14 protein-coding genes and 1 tRNA gene are annotated in these 21,391 nt (G+C 48.8%); all 15 read left to right on the top strand.

Annotation, left to right across the window (positions count from 1 at the left end; genetic code table 11):
• The 15 genes from nuoM to B0181_RS08045 all read left to right on the top strand — a co-directional run bounded on the left by nuoM (window position 1) and on the right by B0181_RS08045 (window position 21,319).
• A complete protein-coding gene (gene nuoM, locus B0181_RS08125; RefSeq protein ID WP_078277007.1) occupies window positions 1-1,611 on the top strand; it encodes an NADH-quinone oxidoreductase subunit M in 1,611 nt (536 codons plus the stop codon).
• The gene (locus B0181_RS08120) at window positions 1,612-3,081 is read left to right on the top strand and encodes an NADH-quinone oxidoreductase subunit N (protein ID WP_078277006.1); all 1,470 of its coding nucleotides are present in this window, start codon (window positions 1,612-1,614) and stop codon (window positions 3,079-3,081) included.
• 323 nt (window positions 3,082-3,404) lie between these two features.
• Window positions 3,405-4,205, top strand: a complete 801-nt coding sequence (locus B0181_RS08115) for a ferredoxin--NADP reductase (protein WP_078277005.1) — start codon at window positions 3,405-3,407, stop codon at window positions 4,203-4,205.
• Between the two features lie 225 nt (window positions 4,206-4,430).
• Complete coding sequence (locus B0181_RS08110; protein ID WP_207384364.1) at window positions 4,431-6,260, top strand: Na/Pi cotransporter family protein; 1,830 nt, start codon at window positions 4,431-4,433, stop codon at window positions 6,258-6,260.
• 302 nt (window positions 6,261-6,562) lie between these two features.
• Window positions 6,563-6,647, top strand: a tRNA-Leu gene (locus tag B0181_RS08100).
• 87 nt (window positions 6,648-6,734) lie between these two features.
• Window positions 6,735-7,811, top strand: a complete 1,077-nt coding sequence (locus B0181_RS08095) for a DUF475 domain-containing protein (protein ID WP_078277003.1) — start codon at window positions 6,735-6,737, stop codon at window positions 7,809-7,811.
• 381 nt (window positions 7,812-8,192) lie between these two features.
• Window positions 8,193-9,401 (top strand): glutamine-hydrolyzing carbamoyl-phosphate synthase small subunit, encoded by a 1,209-nt coding sequence (gene carA, locus B0181_RS08085; protein ID WP_078277001.1) that lies wholly within the window; start codon window positions 8,193-8,195, stop codon window positions 9,399-9,401.
• 221 nt (window positions 9,402-9,622) lie between these two features.
• Window positions 9,623-9,952, top strand: coding sequence for a hypothetical protein (locus tag B0181_RS08080; protein WP_078277000.1), 330 nt, complete (start codon window positions 9,623-9,625; stop codon window positions 9,950-9,952).
• Entirely contained in the window at window positions 9,931-10,605 is a 675-nt protein-coding gene (locus B0181_RS08075) for a Fic family protein (RefSeq protein ID WP_207384365.1), read from the top strand. Before B0181_RS08080 ends, B0181_RS08075 begins: the two co-directional genes overlap by 22 nt.
• Window positions 10,606-10,710: 105 nt before the next feature.
• The gene (gene carB / locus B0181_RS08070) at window positions 10,711-13,947 is read left to right on the top strand and encodes a carbamoyl-phosphate synthase large subunit (protein WP_078276998.1); all 3,237 of its coding nucleotides are present in this window, start codon (window positions 10,711-10,713) and stop codon (window positions 13,945-13,947) included.
• 402 nt (window positions 13,948-14,349) lie between these two features.
• A complete protein-coding gene (gene greA, locus B0181_RS08065; RefSeq protein WP_078276997.1) occupies window positions 14,350-14,826 on the top strand; it encodes a transcription elongation factor GreA in 477 nt (158 codons plus the stop codon).
• Between the two features lie 70 nt (window positions 14,827-14,896).
• A complete protein-coding gene (locus tag B0181_RS08060) occupies window positions 14,897-15,253 on the top strand; it encodes a SirB2 family protein (RefSeq protein ID WP_078276996.1) in 357 nt (118 codons plus the stop codon).
• Between the two features lie 384 nt (window positions 15,254-15,637).
• Complete coding sequence (ptsP, locus tag B0181_RS08055; RefSeq protein ID WP_078276995.1) at window positions 15,638-18,493, top strand: phosphoenolpyruvate--protein phosphotransferase; 2,856 nt, start codon at window positions 15,638-15,640, stop codon at window positions 18,491-18,493.
• Between the two features lie 9 nt (window positions 18,494-18,502).
• Entirely contained in the window at window positions 18,503-19,489 is a 987-nt protein-coding gene (locus B0181_RS08050; protein ID WP_078276994.1) for a hexose kinase, read from the top strand.
• Window positions 19,490-19,597: 108 nt separating this feature from the next.
• Window positions 19,598-21,319 carry a fructose-specific PTS transporter subunit EIIC gene (locus B0181_RS08045; protein WP_242620120.1) on the top strand — a complete coding sequence of 574 codons (1,722 nt, stop codon included), beginning with the start codon at window positions 19,598-19,600 and terminating at the stop codon, window positions 21,317-21,319.
• Window positions 21,320-21,391 lie beyond the last annotated feature (72 nt).

Raw genomic sequence — 21,391 nt, 5'->3', positions numbered from 1 at the left:
ATGATGATGGAACAAAACTGGATATTGCCGACACTGATTGCCATACCTTTTATTACAGGCTTTTTGTGTTGGCTGATTGAAAAGGCGGACGATCGTTTGCCACGCTGGATTGCGCTTTTGGGCATGATTGCTACTTTTGCGCTGACTTTGGTGCTGTGGCAGGGCAATGAGTTTAATACTTGGCTGGCCACCCAAAATGCTGGCGCGGATAATGTGCCTTGGGCGGCTGAATTTAGCGTGCCGTGGATTCCTTTGTTGGGCATTGAATTTCATCTGGCGATGGACGGTTTGTCGCTTTTGATGATTGCATTGACGGCATTTTTGGGTATCATGGCGGTGGCTTGCTCATGGGGCGAAATTCAACGCCGTGTGGGATTTTTCCACCTAAATCTGCTGTGGTCGCTGGGCGGCGTGATCGGTGTATTTTTAGCGATTGATTTGTTCTTGTTCTTTTTCTTTTGGGAACTGATGCTTTTGCCAATCTACTTTTTGATTGCGCTGTGGGGGCATAATGCCGAAGGTGGCAGAACCAAAGAATACGCTGCGACCAAGTTTTTTATCTACACCCAAGCGTCAGGACTTATCATGCTGATTGGCATTTTGGTGCTGGTACTGATGAATTATGTGCAATCAGGCGTGCTGAGTTTTAATTATCACCATCTTTTGGGAACAGATCTTGGCGGCTGGGAATTTATCGTCATGCTGTGCTTTTTTATTGGTTTTGCGGTCAAATTGCCCGTATTTCCATTGCACGGCTGGCTGCCAGATGCGCACGCCCAAGCACCAACGGCAGGTTCGGTGGACTTGGCAGGTATTTTGATTAAAACGGCGGCGTTTGGTTTGCTGCGTTTTGTATTGCCATTATTTCCAAATGCGTCCGCAGAATTTGCGCCTATTGCCATGACGCTTGGGGCGATTGGTATTTTCTACGGTGCGTTTTTGGCATTTGCCCAAACCGACATGAAACGCCTACTTGCTTATACTTCGGTGTCGCACATGGGCTTTGTGCTGCTGGCGATTTATGCAGGCAATTTGGTGTCGCTGCAAGGTTTGATGATTCAAATGCTGGCGCATGGTTTATCCAGTGCGGCGCTGTTTATCATGGCAGGGCAGATGTACGAGCGTCTACACACGCGCGATTTGACAAAAATGGGCGGTATGTGGGGGCAGTTTCGCTATTTTGCACCGCTGCTTATGTTCTTTTGCGCGGCACTTTTGGGCATTCCCGGCACGGGCAACTTCATTGGCGAAATCCTAATCATGCTGGGCGCTTTTGCTAAGTTTCCTGTGTTTACCGTGCTTGCGGCGGCAAGTTTGGTTTTTGGTGGTTTGTATTCGCTGATTTTGATTTATCAAGCGCTGTTTGGCGAAAACACAAGTAAAGCCTTGGCGGAGCAAAACGGCGGCAGATTGCACGATTTGGGCAAGCGTGAGCTGGTGTTGCTCGTGTCTTTGGCGGTAGGGCTTGTTTGGCTGGGGCTGTATCCGCAGCCTGCGCTTGATGTGTCGCATGACGCGATGGCGTGGATTGAGTCGTCTTATCATGCGCCCATCGTTGCCGAACACGCACACGCTCACCAAACGCATTCACATCTTGCAGGGGGTCAGTAAATGAATTCTTGGTTGTTGGTTTACTTGCCACTTGCACCGATGGTCGTGGTGGCAATCACAGCACTTGTGGTGATGCTTGCCATCGCCACTAAGCGCTCGCATTTTTGGACGGCAACGCTGTCAGTGATTGGCTTAAACGCTGCTTTATTGGCAAGTTTGCTGCTGTTTTTGGGCAATGTGCCTGTCGTGCCAAATCCGCTGTTTGTGGTAGATGGCTTTGCGCTGTTTAATATGATTGTCGTGCTGATTGCGGCATTGGCGTGCTGTACGCTGTCTTATGGCTATTTTGGTACGCTTAAGGACAATAAAGACGAGCTGTATTTGCTCATGCTGATTGCCACTTTGGGCGCACTTTTGATGACCAGCGCACAGCATTTGGCGGCGTTTTTTATGGCGCTTGAGCTGCTGTCGGTGCCGATGTATGGCATGCTTGCTTATACCTTTTTGCGCAGTCGTTCGCTGGAAGCTGGACTAAAATATCTGGTGCTGTCGGCGGCTGCTTCGGCAACTTTGCTGATGGGCATGGCGTTTATTTTTGCGGACGTAGGCACGCTGCAATTTGCTGATTTTGCACGCATTTTAGGCTCAGGGCAAATCACGCCATTGTTTGTCTTAGGTGCGGTGATGATGTTTGCCGCCATTGCCTTTAAGCTGTCTGCTGCGCCATTTCATGCGTGGGTGTCTGATGTGTACGAAGGTGCGCCTGCACCAGTGGCGGCATTTTTGGCAAGCGTGAGTAAGGTTGCCATGATGGCGCTGGCTTTGCGCTTTTTGGCAACGAGCGCCATTCCTGCGCTGACGGCATTTAATGCGGTGCTGATTGTGGTGGTTGTGGCGTCTATCGTGCTGGGTAACGTCTTGGCACTGCGCCAAACCAACCTAAAACGCCTGCTTGCTTTTTCATCGGTGGCGCACATTGGCTATGCGCTGGTGCCGCTTTTGTCGGTGGGTGCAGCCAGCACTGGCGTGGCAAGTATGTACATGGCGGTGTATGCGCTGACTTCTATCGGTGCGTTTGGCGTGATTACGCTGATGTCCAGCCCGTACCGTGAGCGTGGGCATACGTCTGTGAGCGGCGAAGCGGACGATTTGCGCTTTTATCAAGGGCTGTTTTGGCGCAGACCTGTGCTGACGGGGATTTTGACCGTGATGCTGCTGTCTTTGGCGGGCATTCCGCTGACCGCTGGCTTTATGACTAAGTTTGTGGTGATTTTGACTTCAGTGCAGGGTATGCGTTTTTGGGCGGCGCTGTTGATTATTTTGGGCAGTGCGATTGGCTTGGCGTATTATTTGCGTGTGCTGGTGCAGCTGTACCAAAAACCAAAAGCGCACCTAGAATTTGACGCACACGACCAATGGGGCATTAAGGCTGGCGGCATCATGCTGTTTGTGGTAACGGTGCTGATTGTGCTATTTGGCGTGCTGCCAAATGGGCTGATTGCGCTGGCAGGTTTGGCAAGCATTGCTTAGCGTCAGCTGTTTTGCAAAAAATGATAAAACGCTTGGTAAAATTGCCAAGCGTTTTTCGTTGGTTTGTGAGCAAATTTGTGAGAAAAGTTGTTTGATTTTGCAAGCTATCAATTTAATTTAAGCTCAATTCAATTTAAACCCAATTCACCAATCGCCAAATCTTACCATCATCAATCATGCCACTTGCGAAACTTTCATCAAAAGACTTGCATTTTGGGTGGCTGGCTTTATATATAAATGAAAGTTTTAAACCAGCGAAAGCCATTCACTAAAATAAAACGCCTTCACTAACTTAACCAATCCAACTCAAACCGAGAAATCTCATGTCAGACGCTAACGCTTATTCCATCACTGTGCTGTCAAAAACCGTACATTCGCCAACGCTATTTAGTTTTCGTACCACGCGTCCTGACGGATTTCGCTTTGAAGCAGGGCAATTTGTGCGCTTGGGTGTCAATCCCAGCGAGCTTGCCGCCACGCCAAACGCTGCCGATGAGCGGATTTTTCGTGCCTATTCGGTGGTGTCGTCGCCTTATGATGAGTTTTTGGAGTTTTTTTCGGTGGTGGTGCCTGATGGGGCGTTCACCAGTCAGCTGCAGCATTTGCAAGTGGGCGATGTGCTGTATTTAAACCCTGAGCCGTTTGGCTTTTTGACATTGTCTCGCTATCAAGAGCCAGCGCCGCAGGATTTGTGGCTGCTTGCTACAGGGACAGGACTTGCGCCGTTTTTGTCCATTTTGCAGGATTTGAGCGCATGGCAAAATTACGATTCCATCGTGCTGGCATACAGCGCACGCACGCAGGCGGAGCTGGCTTATTTGGATAAAATCAATGCGCTTGCCAAGGATTTTGGTATGCTCGTGGATAATCCTGCCAAGTTTAAATTCGTGCCAATCGTTACTCGTGAAGCGGTGGAAAATTGCTTGGGTGCACGTTTGCCTGCGCTGATTGCTGATGGTGCGCTTGAGCGTGCGGCAGGTTTGACGCTTAATCCAGCGACATCGCACGTCATGCTGTGTGGTAATCCTGATATGGTAAACGACACCAAAGAAGCCTTAAAAAACAAAGGCTTAACCATGAATCGCCGTAGCGTGGGCAACATCGCCGTGGAAAATTATTGGTGATTGATAAGTTGTTACAAACATATTTTTAGCAAATGTTTTCGCTTTTATAAAACGCCTTTGTATTCGCAAAGGCGTTTTTTGTTTGTAGATAAAATTAGGGTAATGAAACGACAATTAAATGATAATTAACGACAGTCAAGCGACGTTGATTTGAGCATAATTTACAATGATGGCTTGTACAAAAAAGCAAACGTGATATGATAATTGTCTTTTTATGACAATTTGATGACAACGTTGCGCCCGCTTGCCGATTTGACGCAAAAGGCGCATTTTGAGCCTGCCATGAATTTTGCCAATCACACCAAACGCTATTTAAATTATCTGGTTTTGCCACTGTTCGCCATTGGGCTGGGCTTTTCGTTTTGGTACAGCGAGGCGTGGCTTGCGCTGTGTTATGGCTTGGCGCTGTTTTTGTTTGGTATGCAGTGCATTGAAGAGGGGCTGCACAGCGCGGCAGGCGGTACGCTTGAGCGGTTGATGAGTAAAAGTACCGCCACGCCGTTTAAGGGATTTTTGTTTGGCATTGGCTCAACTTTTGTGCTGCAGTCCAGTACGCTGGTGTCGCTTTTGACCATCGCCTTTTTAAGCACGGGCATGATTACGCTGGCTGGCGGCATTGCCATCATTTTTGGTACGAATTTGGGGGCGACCACAGGCATTTGGCTACTGGCTTTGGCAGGGCAGAGCGTGAGCTTAAGTCCGATTGCCATTCCTATGCTGGTGTTTGGCGTGCTGGTGGGATTTTTTGGCGGTCAAGCCAAGGCGATTGGGCGCATTTTGATTGGTGTGGCGCTGATTTTTCTGGGTATTGACGCCATCAAGGCGGGTTTTGGTGGTTTTGGTGAGCAGATTGATTTTGCGTCTTTGCAATTTGATGGCGCAACGCAAGTTTTGATTTTTGCAGGCGTGGGATTTTTACTTACTTGCGTGTTGCAATCATCGCACGCCACGCTGATTTTGACGTTGGCGGCGTTGGCAAGTTCGCAAATCACCATCACGCAAGGCTTTGCCATTGCCGTGGGTTCAAATCTTGGTTCGTCTGCCACGACCGCCATCATGGGCATGATTGGCAGCGAGCGTTCTGGGCAGCGTTTGGCGCTGGTGCATTTGTTTTTTAATGCGGTTACAGCATTACTGTCTTTTGTGCTGTGGCTGCCGTTTACCGCGCTGGTGGCGTGGATTGCCAAGATGACGAATATGTCGGTGCTGATGCAGCTTGCGCTGTTTCATTCGCTGTTTAATATCGTGGGTGTGATGGCGTTTTGGCGTTGGCAAGAGCGATTGGCGGCGCTTTTGGTGCGTATTTTGCCAGACAAAAGTAACATTGCCTTGCTGCCTGATGGCTCACAAGCGGTGTTGCCACGCCACTTAGACGCCAATGCGCTGCTGTCAAGCGACATTGCCATGCGTGCGGTGTCAAAAGAAATTCGCCATTTATCCACGCTGAGCATGGAAGTGATGTGCCACGCCATTTTTGTGCCAACGAGCGCCTTGCACCAAAAAACCGACACCTTGCCCAAGCCAAAACTGCCGCTGGAGCTTGATGTGCAGGCGTTGTACGAATGGCAAATCAAGCCTTTGTATGGCGAGATTTTGGATTTCACCAGTAAAATGGACGTGGACGAAGCCGACAGCCGCAGCGATGAGCTGACCGCCATTCACATGGTGGCGTTTGCCATGATGGGTATGGTCAAAGACGGCAAGCATTTGCAAAAGAACATGAGTCATGCGCTGGCTGATGAAGCGAGCGTGGTGTATGGCGAATACAGCGAATTGCGTGCGCATACCTTTGGGTCGCTGGCGTATTTGTCGCAGGCGGGTAATTTGGCACTGGATTCAAATAATTGGCATAAGCACATTGATGAATTTAGCACGCATATTGAACGCACTGAAGCCATGCGCCATCGCTTGCTACAAAGATTGCGTGATGATGAATTGGACAACTTACACGTTTCGTCTTTGATGAACGACATCAACTATGCACGCCGCATTGATTTGTCTATTTTTGAGATGCTGACAAGCGCAGGCGAGATGTTTTGCTATAAGGCGAAATAATTGGACGAAATGACTGACTGAAAAATAGCTGGGCAAAAACTATTAGGTGAAACAATCATCAGAAAAAAGAATGGCAGGGCGATTTGGCGGGTTTGATGTGCTGACAAGCCATCAAATTTCGCCAATTTTCCTAAATTTCACCCAAGTTTTTGTAAAATTTACCCAATTTTGGCAAAATTTTGCGAAAATGACGAAAAATTTTAAAATTTTTACAAAAAACGCTTGCCAAATTTTAAAAAGGGTGTATAATGCACCCCATCAACCGCACAGCAATTAAGATTGCAGGTTGAGCTAAAAAACTTGGGGACGTGGCGAAATTGGTAGACGCACCAGATTTAGGTTCTGGCGCCGCGAGGTGTGAGAGTTCGAGTCTCTCCGTCCCCACCATATTTAAAAAAGAGCCAATGACTTAGCGGTCGTTGGTTTTTTTATGTTTGCTTTTTATGACAACTCAAAATCATTCTGCGTGATACCATGCGACATTTTTTATTTGATATTATTTTTACCATCATCTGCCTAATCGGTGCGGCGTGGTGGGGCTATTCTCACGGCGGCGTGTCGGCAATGCTGATGGCACTTGGCGTAACGGCGATTCTTGCCATCATGGAAATTTCACTGTCCTTTGATAATGCGGTGGTGAATGCGTCCATTTTAAAAGGCTGGAATGCTTTTTGGAAAAAAATCTTTTTGACGGTGGGGATTTTGATTGCTGTTTTTGGTATGCGTTTGGTATTCCCAATCGTCATCGTGGCGGTTACGGCAAATCTTGGCATGATGGAAGTCATCAACCTAGCGCTCACCAATCCTACGCAATATGCCGAGCATTTGAATGCACACCATGCGGAAATTTCTGCCTTTGGTGGTATGTTCTTGCTTTTGGTGTTCCTAAAATTCATGTTTGGTGATAAGGACGTGCATTGGTTTACTTGGCTAGAAGCGCGCTTGGTGCGTTTTAGCAAGGTGGACGCAATGAGCGTGTTTGTGGCGCTGCTTGTGTTGATGTTGTCAATGACTTGGGTTGATGAAGCCAAGCAAGGCGTGGTGCTGGTGGCGGGCATTTGGGGGATTTTGGTGTATTTGGGCGTCAGCGTGGTGTCGGCATTGCTTGAAGGTGAAAGCGATGACGATGACGAAGAAGTGCTGGACGCAAACGGTAAGCCAATCACCAACACCGCAGGCGTATCACCAACGATTTTAAAAGGTGGTGTGGCAGGCTTTTTATACCTAGAAGTGCTGGACGCGTCTTTTAGTTTTGATGGGGTGATTGGTGCGTTTGCCATCACCAATGACGTGATTATCATCATGATTGGTCTTGCCATCGGTGCGATGTTTGTGCGTTCTATGACCATTTATTTGGTGGACAAAGGTACGCTAAGCGAGTTTGTGTACTTAGAACACGGTGCGCATTATGCGATTGGTGCGCTGGCGATTATCATGCTGCTGTCTACCAAATTTCATGTGCCAGAGATTATCACAGGCTTGATTGGCGTGGCGTTCATTGCGCTGTCGGTGTATAATTCGGTACAATATAACAAACGCCAAGCACAGTAACCCAAGCGCAGCAACACTAAGCGTAAATTTAGCCTAAAATGAGTGAAATTGGTGAGCGGTTAAAAGCGGTTTTGTAAGCATTTTTGGTACAACTTGCCAACACAACGTTGCAAAATCTCACCAATTTTCACAAAATTGAAAAAAATACCAGCAGATTTGATGAAAATCACTGGTATTTTTTTGTGCAATTATATATAATAGGCGAAATCTATATCAAAGCGAGCAACCATGAAAAAGACGACTTAACTTCAGTAATTACTGCATTAAGTTTTCTTTTCGGTGCTTGCTTTTTTGTGGTCAAATTTTAGGGGAAAACCCTAAAAAAATTTGCCTAAAATTTGACCGCAAAGCAAGAATTTTATCAAATTTCGGAGCGTGTGAATGACAACGTCAAAGCAGACAGCGGCGATTTTAGCCTTGGCAGATGGTACGGTTTTTAAGGGTGTGAGCATTGGCAAGCTGGGGGCTAGCACGGGCGAAGTGGTGTTTAACACCGCCATGACAGGCTACCAAGAAATCCTGACTGACCCAAGCTACGCCAACCAAATGGTAACGCTCACTTATCCGCACATCGGTAACACAGGCTGCAATGGCGAAGACAGCGAGTCTGGACGTATGCACAAAGTGTGGGCAAACGGTCTGATTATTCGTGATTTGCCGCTACTGCACAGTAATTTTCGTGCCGAAATGTCGCTTGGCGAATATCTGACCAAGCATGACGTGGTGGCGATTGCCGATATTGACACACGCAAACTGACCAATCTTTTGCGCAATACTGGCGCACAAAATGGCTGCATCATGAACGCTGACGAAAACGGCAACCTAGACGAAGCGCGTGCCATTGAACTTGCCAAAGCCGCACCATCTATGAAAGGTTTGGATTTGGCAAAAGAATGCTGCGATAAAGACGGCTTTGAGTGGACACAAGGCTCTTGGCAGCTAAATCACGATGGTAAAAACGGCAAACTGAGCGAAACTGGCGGCCGCTTTGCTGAGCTTGGCAAAGACATTGAAAAACGCTTTAACATCGTGGCGTATGACTTTGGCGTAAAAACCAACATCTTGCGTATGCTGGTGGATCGTGGCTGTCATGTTACGGTTGTGCCTGCGACCACGCCTGTTTCAGAAGTGCTAAAACACAACCCAGACGGCATTTTCCTATCAAACGGCCCGGGCGACCCTGAGCCATGCACCTACGCCATTGACGCCATTAAAAGCATTCTAAACGACACGAAAATCCCTGTATTTGGCATTTGCCTAGGGCATCAGTTGCTGGCATTGGCAAGCGGCGCAAAAACCATCAAGATGAAATTTGGTCATCATGGTGCTAACCACCCTGTGCAAAATCTGGCAGATGGCACGGTGATGATTACCAGCCAAAACCACGGCTTTGCGGTGGACGAAGCGAGCCTGCCAAGCCACGTTAAGCCAACGCATCGTTCGCTATTTGACGGCTCAAACCAAGGCATTGAGCTGGTGGGGCGTTCGGCATTTAGCTTCCAAGGGCACCCAGAAGCAAGCCCGGGCCCGCATGATTGCTCGGTGTTGTTTGACCGCTTTGCTGATGAGATGGCAAGGGCGAAGGGGTGATAAAGAGTATGGGTGTAGCGACCTATATTGAATTTTTCAATCAGCTTAATTGTGCTTATTCTGCCAAGATGGGATACGCACCGCACAAACCTATTTTATTGATGAGCGTGATTAAGTTGTTTGAGACAGGTCATTATAACAGCGCCATACTGAAAATTACACCGTAATTAGAACATACGTTTGAGCGGACGTGGCGCCAATACGTCAAGTCAGCTCATCGCATGAATTTGGCAATGCCTTTTTATCATTTAAAAAGCGAGCCATTTTGGGAGTTGAGAGCAAAAGATTGTGAAGATTTTCATGATAAAACTAAAATGAAAAGTCTCAACAATCTAAAGGCGGTGGTCAATCATGCACGCCTTGAGCAAGGGCTGGCTGTGTGTCTATCCAATCCATCTGATAGGCAGCGGCTTTATGATTATTTAGTGTGGCGATACTTTACCCGCTCAAATCAGCAGCAACAAGAAGGTATAAAAGACAAAGTCGCAAGCTTTGTTGATAAAGCATTGTTTAGAATGTGGAGAGATTTTTGGGAATTGCGAGTGGCTTAAAAATGCAGGATAAGTTTCACTTAACCCTTGAGCAAAACCGCTTTTTGGCTCGCAAAAACATCGTAGAAGTCATTCACAGTATGTCACGGCTTGAAAGGGTGAATACCACATTCCCCCAAACCAAGACGATTGTTGATGGTATGAGTGTCAGCGGTGTTTCAACTCATGACATACAGGTGGTGTTAAACCTAAAAAACGCATGGCAATTTGCGCTGCGTTCTGATGCGCCTTTTGATTTGGATTTTGCGTGTAAAATCAACGGTTTTGTGGCGTATAACGAAAGCCTTGCTTGGGGCGAGCTGCGTACAGGCAACGTAGGCATTAGCGGTGTCAGTTATGTGCCAAGCATTCCGAACAAAGACGAAGCTCAGCAAGCACTGCAAGCCATTGATGAATTGCCACTTTCCCATACTAAGCGTGCCATCAAAACGCTGTATTATATGGCAAGGCAGCAGCTGTTTTGGGACGGTAATAAGCGCACGGCAATCATTTGTGCTAATTATCAACTCATCAAAGCAGGCGCAGGCATTTTAAATATTAACGAAAGCCAGCTTGAGACGTGGAATGAGCTGTTATCGGCATTTTACGAAACAGGCGATGATGACAAGATTGTGGCGTGGACGTATGAAAATTGCATTTACGGCATAAATTGATTGTCTTGATTTGCTTACGCATGCCTAGCCAGACCAACCCATTAAATTTAAGATTATAAAGTAACAAACAAACCCAACAGATTAAACCAAACAAGCGAGTAACCCATGCCAAAACGTACAGACATAAAATCCATTCTTATCATTGGTGCAGGCCCGATTGTCATTGGGCAGGCGTGTGAATTTGACTACTCTGGGGCGCAGGCGTGTAAGGCGCTGCGTGAAGAGGGCTACCGTGTTATTTTGGTGAACTCAAATCCAGCCACTATCATGACCGACCCTGTGATGGCGGACGCCACTTACATCGAGCCGATTACTTGGCAGACGGTGGAGCGCATCATTGAAAAAGAACGCCCTGATGCGATTTTGCCAACGATGGGCGGTCAAACGGCGCTAAACTGTGCGCTTGATTTGGATAAAAATGGCGTGCTTGCCAAATACGGCTGTGAGCTGATTGGTGCGACCAAAGAAGCTATTGAAAAAGCAGAAGACCGTGAGCTGTTTGATAAGGCGATGAAAAAAATCGGCTTAGAATGTCCACGCGCGGACGTTGCCGAGACGATGGAAGAAGCGCTAGAAATTCAAAGCCGCTTTGGTTTTCCTGTGATTATCCGTCCGTCTTTTACGATGGGCGGTTCTGGTGGCGGTATCGCCTATAATCGTGAAGAATTTATTGAAATTTGTGAGCGTGGTTTTGATTTGTCGCCGACGCACCAGCTGTTGATTGACGAAAGTCTGATTGGCTGGAAAGAGTACGAGATGGAAGTGGTGCGTGATAAAAACGACAACTGCATCATCGTCTGCTCGATTGAAAACTTTGACCCAATGGGTGTACACACAGGCGATAGCATCACCGTTGCGCCTGCACAAACCTTGACCGACAAAGAATACCAGCTCATGCGCAATGCGTCTATCGCGGTTTTGCGTGAGATTGGCGTAGAAACGGGCGGTTCAAACGTACAATTTGGTATCAACCCTGACAACGGACGCATGGTGGTGATTGAAATGAACCCACGCGTGAGCCGTTCGTCTGCACTGGCTTCTAAAGCGACAGGTTTTCCGATTGCCAAAATCGCTGCGAAATTGGCGGTGGGCTACACGCTTGATGAGCTAAAAAATGACATCACAGGCGGCAAAACGCCAGCGTCTTTTGAACCAAGCATTGACTATGTAGTTACCAAAATTCCACGCTTCAACTTTGAAAAATTCCCACAAGCGGAAAACACGCTGACCACGCAGATGAAATCGGTGGGCGAGGTGATGGCGATTGGCCGTAACTTCCAAGAATCTATGCAAAAAGCCTTGCGTGGTCTTGAAACTGGGGCGACTGGCTTTGATGAAGTGATGGATTTGGAGGGTAAAACCGCTGACGCCATTAAGAGCGAAATCACCAATCGCTTAAGCATTCCAACGCCTGAGCGTGTGTTCTATCTGGCTGAAGCGTTCCGTCATGGCTTTAGTCTTGATGATGTGTTTAATCTTACCAAGATTGATAAGTGGTTCTTGGTGCAGATTGAAGACATTGTAAACAGTGAAAATGAAATCAAAACCAGCAAGCTAAACGAGCTGAGCGCTGAAGTATTGCGCCGTTATAAGCGTAAAGGCATGAGCGATTTGCGCATGGCGGCACTGCTTGGCGTGAATCAAGATGACGTACGCCAAAAACGCTGGGATTTGGGCGTGTATCCTGTGTATAAGCGCGTGGATACTTGTGCGGCGGAGTTTGAAACTTCTACAGCGTACATGTATTCAGCCTACGATGACGAATGTGAAGCACGCCCAACCGACAAAGATAAAATCATGGTAATTGGCGGTGGCCCAAACCGTATCGGTCAAGGCATTGAGTTTGACTACTGCTGTGTTCATGCGGCGCTTGCCATGCGTGAAGATGGCTTTGAAACCATCATGGTAAACTGCAACCCTGAGACGGTTTCTACCGATTACGACACGTCAGACCGCTTGTATTTTGAGCCAGTTACTTTAGAAGATGTGCTTGAAATCGTGCGCACCGAAAAACCAAAAGGCGTGATTGTGCAATACGGCGGACAAACGCCACTAAAACTTGCGCGCGCCCTAGAAAAAGCAGGCGTGCCAATCATCGGTACAACACCAGATGCGATTGACCGTGCTGAAGACCGTGAGCGCTTCCAGCAAATGCTGCATCAGCTGAGCCTAAATCAGCCGCCAAACGCCTTGGCAACCAGCATGGAAGAAGGTATTGAGCGTGCCAAAGAAGTGGGTTATCCGCTGGTGGTGCGTCCATCTTATGTGCTTGGCGGCCGTGCGATGGAAATCGTGTACAATGAAGATGAGCTAAGCCACTACCTAAAAACTGCCGTACAAGCGTCTAATGAAGCGCCAGTGCTGCTGGATCGCTTCCTTGATGATGCGATTGAAGTGGATGTGGACTGCGTGTCAGACGGTAAAGAAGTGGTGATTGGCGGTATCATGCAGCACATTGAGCAAGCGGGCGTACACTCTGGCGACTCTGGCTGTTCTTTGCCGCCGTACTCGCTGTCTGCCGAAATCCAAGACCAAATCCGCGCACAAACCATCGCCATGGCAAAAGAGCTTGGCGTGGTGGGCTTGATGAACGTACAGTACGCCATCAAAGACAACACCGTTTACATCCTAGAAGTGAACCCACGCGCCAGCCGTACTGTGCCGTTCGTTTCTAAGTGTATCGGCACATCGTTGGCAAAAGTGGCAGCACGCTGCATGGCGGGCAAATCGCTTGCTGAGCAAGGCTTTACTCGTGAAATCGTGCCTGCACATTATTCGGTAAAAGAAGCGGTATTCCCATTTGCTAAGTTCCCGGGTGTTGACCCAATCCTAAGCCCAGAGATGAAATCTACAGGCGAAGTGATGGGCGTGGGCAAGAGCTTTGGCGAAGCGTTTTATAAAGCGGTCATCGGCTCAAATGAGCGTTTGCCGGGCTTGCCAACCGAAGGCGAAGTGAAAAAAGTTTTCCTATCGGTGCGTGATAGCGATAAAAAATACGTCGTTGATGTGGCGAAATCACTGCTGAACTATGGCTTTAATTTGGTGGCGACTGGCGGCACCCAAAAAGTGCTGGCGGACGCTGGTGTGGCGTGCGAGCGTGTCAATAAAGTAACCGAAGGCCGTCCGCACATCGTAGACAGCATTAAAAATGGCGAGATTGCCATGGTGATTAACACCACCGAAGGCAAGCAAGCGCAAGAAGATTCGTTCTCTATTCGCCGCAGCGCCTTGCAAGGCAAAGTGTTCTATGTAACGACTATGAGCGCAGCGCAAGCGGTATGCAAGGCGTACGAAGTGAAATTGCCGTTTGATGTGTATAAGCTGCAAGACTTGGCAAGCTGATTGTCAAGCTGATTGGCAGATTTGCAACGTTTTAAAACGCTTTGTAAAACGTTTGATGTGTTGCAATTTTGGCATAAAGCTGATATAGTTAGCCAAATGTATTGATTGGTGGCGTTTGTGCTGTGCGCACGCTCACCAATCAGCGCAAAATTGCCATCAAAGCAATCACAAATCGCGCGTGCCAAATACACATTTATCAAAACACCACTCCAGATGGCGTGGTGTTTTTAGCTATGTTTGCAATTTAACTTTTTGATTGGTTTTTAATTAAACTTCTCGATTTGGTTTTAAATTGCACTTTGGTGGATTTGGCGTTAATGAACGTTTGGGATTTTGATTGTATAAAGTGCGATCTTGCTTGATTAAATTGATAAATACAGATGAAAAAACTTAGGAGTTGTTATGCAGCGTTATCCTATGACCCCACAGGGGCACGCCGCACTTGAAGCGGAACTAAAACAACTAAAAACCATCGAGCGTCCACGCATCACCAACGCCATCGCCGAAGCGCGTGAGCATGGCGATTTAAAAGAAAATGCCGAATACCATGCGGCGCGTGAGCAGCAAGGTCTGTGTGAAGCACGCATTCGTGATATTGAAGCGAAACTTGGCGGCGCACAGGTGATTGATCCAACCACTTTGCCGCAAGATGGGCGTGTGGTGTTTGGTGTAACTGTGGTGCTAGAAAACGTGGACGATGGCGAAGAGCGCCGTTATCAAATCGTGGGCGATGACGAAGCGGATTTTAAACTGAATAAAATTTCGGTCAATTCGCCAATCGCGCGTGGTTTGATTGGCAAATCAGAAGGCGATGAAGCGCAAATCCAAACGCCAAGCGGCTTGGTGGCTTTTGAAATCTTAGAAGTGCTTTATCAATAAGCAATACTTTGATAATGGCGGTGTTTGCTTGAAAATACCGCCAAACAAGAATGAGTAAAAAGGCAAAAATATGAAGCATTTTCATTTGCTGATGGTGGCGCTGACTTTGGGGCTGTTTTTGTACCAAGCCATCGTGGTATTTGTGGGTGAAAAAGCCAATCCTTCGCCGATGCTGCGCAGAGCAATGCACGTTTGTTATGCGCTGTTGCTGGTGAGCGGGCTGTATATGTTTACCGTGTGGTATCAGTTTATGGCGCCGTGGGCGTGGGCGAAATTGGTGCTGTTCATCGTGGCGGTGTCTGCCACTGCCAAGGCGGCACGCCCAAGCACCACGCCAGCGCAAGCCAAATTCGGTATGCTGCTTGCCACCATCGCTTATGTGGCGATTTTGGTGTTGGCGGTGAAAAAGCCGCTGGGTTTATTGTGATGGTGGTTTCATTGAACGGCTAAAATGGCTGGTTAATTTATTTTAAACCAAAATCTAAGCCAAAAACTTAACAAGTTTAAAACCCAAAACGACAAACTGACAACGGCTTGTCGTTTTTTATTGGGCGTCAGCATTTATCGTTTGATGATTACAAATTTGTCATAAAATTATGAAAAAGATTGGCTTAAAAAATGGTAAAATGAAGCATTTTTGAAAATTAAATTCATCACATAACTTTTCATTTGGTTTGGCGTACTGTTGGTTGGTTTGGTAAATGATGAGATGTTGCCAACCACGCAGATTAACCCAAAGCCAAAGTGATTTGACTTACCAAAAACTGCCAGACATAAGTCTGGTGGTATACGGGCTGATTTAAGGAGCGTTATGCTGACCCTTACCACGCAAGATGTGCGCATGAATATGCGTGCCGCCAATAAACAAGAAGCGCTGAGCGTTTTGGCGCAGGTGCTGGCAGAAGATGGGCTGACCACACCCGATTATATTCAAGGACTACAAGACCGTGAAGCGCAAGCGGCGACTTATTTGGGGCAAGGCATTGCCATTCCGCATGGCACGCCTGATTCTCGTGCGGCAATTTTACGCACAGGTGTGCGCTTGGTGCATTTTGCTGATGGTGTGGTGTGGACGGACGCAGGCGATGTGGTGTATTTGGCGGCGGTGATTGCAGCCAAATCCGATGAGCATTTGCAGGTGCTTAAAAAGCTGACGCGTGCGCTTGATGCCGATGTGGCAGAAAAAATCAAAACTGCGACCACGCCTGATGCCATCATTGAGCTGATTGAAGGCGAGCCAAAATCGTTTTTGGCGCATGAAGCCCTGATTGCCACAGACATTGCCGCTGCCGATACTGACACCCTTTATCAGCACGCGGTGGCACGCCTAAAACAGCAGGGTGTATTCACCCAAGACGTGCTGGGCTTGCCGCTGACGCTAAACCGCATTTCTCAGGCGCTGTATGTGGCGACTGTGGCAAATGCTGACAAGGCGGCGCTGGCGCTGGGCGTGGCAAAACAGCCTTTTGCTGATGGTGTGCGTGCTTTGGCGGTGATTGCTGATGGCAAAAATACCGATGAAGCGGCATTGTCGGCAAGTTTGGACGGCTTGTTAAGCGATGAATTTGCGCAGGCGTTGGCGAAATCTACTCCGACAAGTGCTGAGCTTGCGCAAATTTTACACGCTGAGCTGATTCCAAATTGGCAAGGCAAAAGTGCGCTGGTGCTAAATGCACACGGCTTGCACGCACGTCCAGCGACTTTCTTATCTGAGCTTGCCAAAAAGGCGAATGGCGAGATTAAAGTGGCGCTTGAAAATGGTGCGTATGTGTCTGCCAAGAGCTTAACAAGGCTTTTGGCGTTGGGTGCTGAGCGTGGACAGACGCTAAATTTCATCGCTGAGCCAAACACAGACGCAGTGGCGCATTTGGACGCACTGGTGGCGGCTGTGGCAGATGGCTTGGGTGAAGAAGTAACGCCAATCACTGCTGAGAATAAGTCAAACACCGCCAATAAAAACGCAGCGCAAACCATGCTTAGCGCACCAGTTGCCAGCATTCAAGCAGGCGAGCAAACAGCGGCCGTGCCAGCGTCCGCAGGGCTTGCGGTGGGCGAAGCTTATGTCGTGCGTGAAATGCGCTTTAAATATCCGATGACGGCAAATAATCCAGCCGAGCAATTCACCGCCTTACAAGACGCCATTGCCGCTGTCAAAACCGACTTGCACGCCATCGTCAGCAGTGCAAAAAGTGCGTCTGTGGCGCAGATTTTCACCGCACACATTGCCCTGCTTGATGACGAAGAGATTTCTTATGGTGCAAAAGACGGCATTGATGATGGCTTGTCTGCGCCTGCAGCGTGGCATGCACACATTGAATCGCTTGCTAAGGCGCAATCGGTGCTATCAAACCGCTTGCTGGCGGAGCGTGCGGCAGATTTGCGAGACGTGGGGCAAAAAGTGCTTGCCAAATTGACAGGGCAAGACGTGCCAGCTGCGCCTGATTCGCCTTATGTGCTGATTAAAGATGATCTTTTGCCGTCTGACGTGGCAAGACTTGATCCTGCGTATGTGGCAGGGATTTTGACGGCTGGTGGCGGCGCAAGTTCGCACAGTGCCATCGTGGCAAGAGCGCTTGGTATTCCTGCGCTGGTGGGTGCTGGCAAAGGCGTGCTTGAGATTGCCCAAGGCGAAAAAGTGCTGATTGATGGCGGTGCTGGCTGGTTTGTGATGAGTCCTGATAGTGCGATGATTGAGCGTTGCCAGCATGAGCAGGCGCAGCGCACCGAGCGTAAACGCATTGCCCATCAGCACGCATTATCACCCGCTAAGACGCTTGATAATCATCAGGTGGAAGTGGCGGCAAACCTTGGTAATGTCAAAGACGCTGCCGATGTGGTGGCGCAAGGTGCAGAAGCGGTAGGGCTTTTGCGCACTGAGCTTGTGTTTATGGCGCATTCGCAAATTCCAGACATCGCCACGCAAATTGCCGATTATGAACAAGTTTTTGATGCGCTGGACGGCCGTCCTTTGGTGGTACGTACGCTGGATATTGGCGGTGATAAGCCGCTGCCGTATTTGCCCATGCCAAGCGAAGATAACCCATTTTTGGGCGTGCGTGGCGTGCGTTTGACCTTGCAATACCCAAATCTTTTAAAAGATCAGCTGACGGCGTTGGTGCGTGCCGCCAAGGGCAGAGACGTGCGCATTATGTTTCCGATGATTGGGCGTTTTGAAGAATGGCAAGCTGCCAAAGCCATCTTGGACGACGTACTGGCAAATGAGCCGCACGAAAATGTGCAAGTGGGTATGATGATTGAAGTGCCAAGCGCTGCGGTGATGGCGCACGCTTTTGCCGCTGATGTGGACTTTTTTAGCGTGGGAACGAACGATTTGACGCAGTATGTGCTGGCGATTGACCGTGGACATCCTGTGCTGTCAAAAGACGCGGACGGCTTGCACCCAAGCGTGCTGAATCTTATTCACCAAACTGTGCAAGCGGCACACGCCCATGGCAAATGGGTGGGTGTGTGCGGTGAGCTGGCTGCGGACGAAAAAGCCGTGCCGATTTTATTGGGGCTTGGCGTGGACGAGCTGAGTATGTCGGCGGCGAGCATTGCGCTGACAAAAGCGCAGATTCGTGAGCTTGATTTTACCGAGTGTCAAGCCTTGGCGGAGCGTGCGCTGCGTTGCCGTACCGCCAAAGAAGTGCGTGCGCTGGCAGGATAAGGGGTGAGTATGAAAGTTTTATGCGTAACGCTCAATCCTGCCATTGACTTGACGGTGTCTTTGGACGTGCTGAATTTGGGCGAAGTGAACCGCGCGCATACGCAGCAGACGGATGCGGCAGGCAAAGGACTAAACAGTGCGCAGATTTTGGCGGACTTGGGCGCTGATGCGCTGGCGGCTGGATTTTTGGGGGCGGAGAATGACGCCTTGTTTCGCCAGTTGTTTGCCGACAGAGCCACCGAGCGCACCAAAAATCCCAAACTTGGCGCACTTGGCGATGAATTTATGCGTGTGGCAGGCGCAACACGGACGAACATTAAACTGGTGGACGGTGCTGGCACAGGCGTGCGTACGACTGATGTCAATGGCGCAGGTTTTCAAATCAGTGCCGATGACACAGCACGCCTAAGTCAGCATTTGTGCGCACTTGCCAGCCAAGCGGATGCGGTGCTGGTGGCGGGCAGTTTGCCAAAAGGCTTTGCGCTTAATGATTTTAAAGATTTGCTAGAAAATCTGCTGGCGGTCAACTCACGCCTTGTGGTGGACGTCAGCGGCGAAGCCCTAAAAGTGGCACTTGGCTTGCCTTTGTGGCTGATTAAGCCGAACGATGATGAGCTGTTTGAAGTGTTTGGCAAGCCATGCCGTACGCTTGATGAGCAGGCAAAATTACTTGATGAAGCAGGCGCAAACATTCAAAATGTGGTGATTTCTATGGGCGCAAAAGGCGTGCATTGGCTACAAAAAACGCCAGATGGACTGCACGCTTATCAGGCTACGCCGCCTAAAATGACGGTCAAAAGCACGGTGGGTGCAGGTGATACGCTGGTGGCAGGCATGATGTTTGGCTTACTTGGCAATCTTGCGCCAACCCAAGTTTTGGCGCAGGCTACGGCACTAGCGGCTCATGCGGTGAGTATCATTGGCTTTAAAGCGGCAGATGATGACAGATTGCGCACGCTTTTGGCGCAGGTTGAAGTTTTGCAGGTGGACGTGTGATTTGCAGACGCTTGCAAAACGCATGAATTTACCGATGATATATAAAGTCAATCACACCTAAATTTATGAGTGTGTAATTTAATAAAATTTTAATAAAATCAGACGATTATGACAACTCAAACCGATTTTTCTTGTGTGGATTTATCTTGTGCTGAGCGTTTTTTGGTGGGTAGTGAATCGCCATCTGCGCAGGCACTACTTGTGGCAAAGGCATTGACAGCCAGCCTAAATCGCCATGGCAAATCCGCCCAAATGCTAAGCATTGCTAAGCTTGACCAAGCAGGCAGCGAGCCAAACACCGTGCGCATTGTGATTGGCGATACTGCCAAGTCAAGCAGCGCAAATACTTTGTATTTACAAAAAGATGCCGTGCAGCTGGACGAGCTTGCCAATGCCGAGTACGTCAGCGAGCTTTTAAATAAGGCGCAAACGCAAACTCTGCCAAGCCAAGCAGCGCAAAGTGCGGTGAAAAACATCGTGGCGGTAACCGCTTGCCCAACGGGCGTGGCGCACACTTTTATGTCGGCAGAAGCGATTGAAAATTACGCCAAAAAACAAGGCTGGACGGTCAAAGTCGAGACGCGCGGACAAGTGGGCGCAGGCAATGAAATCACGCCTGATGAAGTGGCGGCGGCAGATTTGGTCTTTGTGGCGGCGGATATTGACGTGGATTTATCCAAATTTGCTGGCAAAAAAATGTACCGCACTTCCACGCAGCTTGCTTTGAAAAAAACCGAGCAAGAGTTCACCAAGGCATTTGCCGAAGCAAGCGTGTATCAAGGCGCAGGCACGGCAGCACAAAGCGCGCCAGCGGACGAAAAAAAGGGTGTGTACAAGCATTTGATGACAGGCGTGTCGCATATGTTGCCGCTGGTGGTGGCTGGCGGTCTACTGATTGCGCTGTCGTTCATGTTTGGCATTGAAGCCTTTAAAGATGAGAATTTGGCGTTTGGCTTACCAAAGGCGCTGATGGACATTGGCGGTGGCGCGGCTTTTGCGCTGATGATTGCGGTATTTTCTGGCTATGTGGCGTTTTCTATCGCTGACCGTCCCGGTCTTGCGGTGGGTTTGATTGGCGGTATGCTTGCCAACAGCGCAGGCGCAGGGATTTTGGGCGGTATCATCGCAGGTTTTTTGGCAGGTTATACCGTCAAATGGCTAAACAGTGCGATTAAATTGCCCGCCAGCCTGACATCGCTTAAGCCGATTTTGATTTTACCGCTGCTTGGTTCGCTGATTGTGGGGCTTTTGATGGTGTACGCCATCAATCCGCCAGTGGCAGCACTGATGACGGCTTTGACCGACTGGCTAAAATCCATGGGCGAAGTCAATGCCATCATTTTGGGCTTGATTTTGGGTGCGATGATGTGCACCGACATGGGCGGCCCTGTGAATAAGGCGGCTTATACTTTCTCGGTGGGTATGATTGCGTCTGGGGTGTATACGCCGATTGCCGCAGCGATGGCAGCGGGTATGGTGCCGCCAATCGGTATGGCGATTGCGACTTGGCTGGCACGCCGTAAATTTAATGAAAATCAGCGCAATGCTGGCAAGGCATCGTTTGCGCTGGGTTTGTGCTTTATTTCTGAAGGGGCGTTGCCATTTGTGGCGGCAGACCCTGCACGCGTGATTATTGCGTCTTTGATTGGCGGCGGCTTGGCTGGGGCGATTTCCATGGGACTTAGCATTGAGCTGCAAGCACCGCATGGCGGATTGTTCGTGATTCCGTTTGTGTCGCAGCCGCTTATGTATTTGGCGGCAATCGCCATCGGTTCTGTGGTAACAGGCGTGATTTATGCGCTGATTAAAAAGAGCGAAGTGCAAGCCTAAATTTACCATCGCTTTGAAAAATTGTAACTTTATTTTTCAATCACGACCCATCGGCACTCGGTGGGTTTTGTG

Source organism: Moraxella caviae, from assembly GCF_002014985.1.
Lineage (GTDB): Bacteria > Pseudomonadota > Gammaproteobacteria > Pseudomonadales > Moraxellaceae > Moraxella > Moraxella caviae.
Note: the sequence above shows the minus strand (reverse complement) of the source record. Positions and strands in the feature narration are given on the sequence as shown.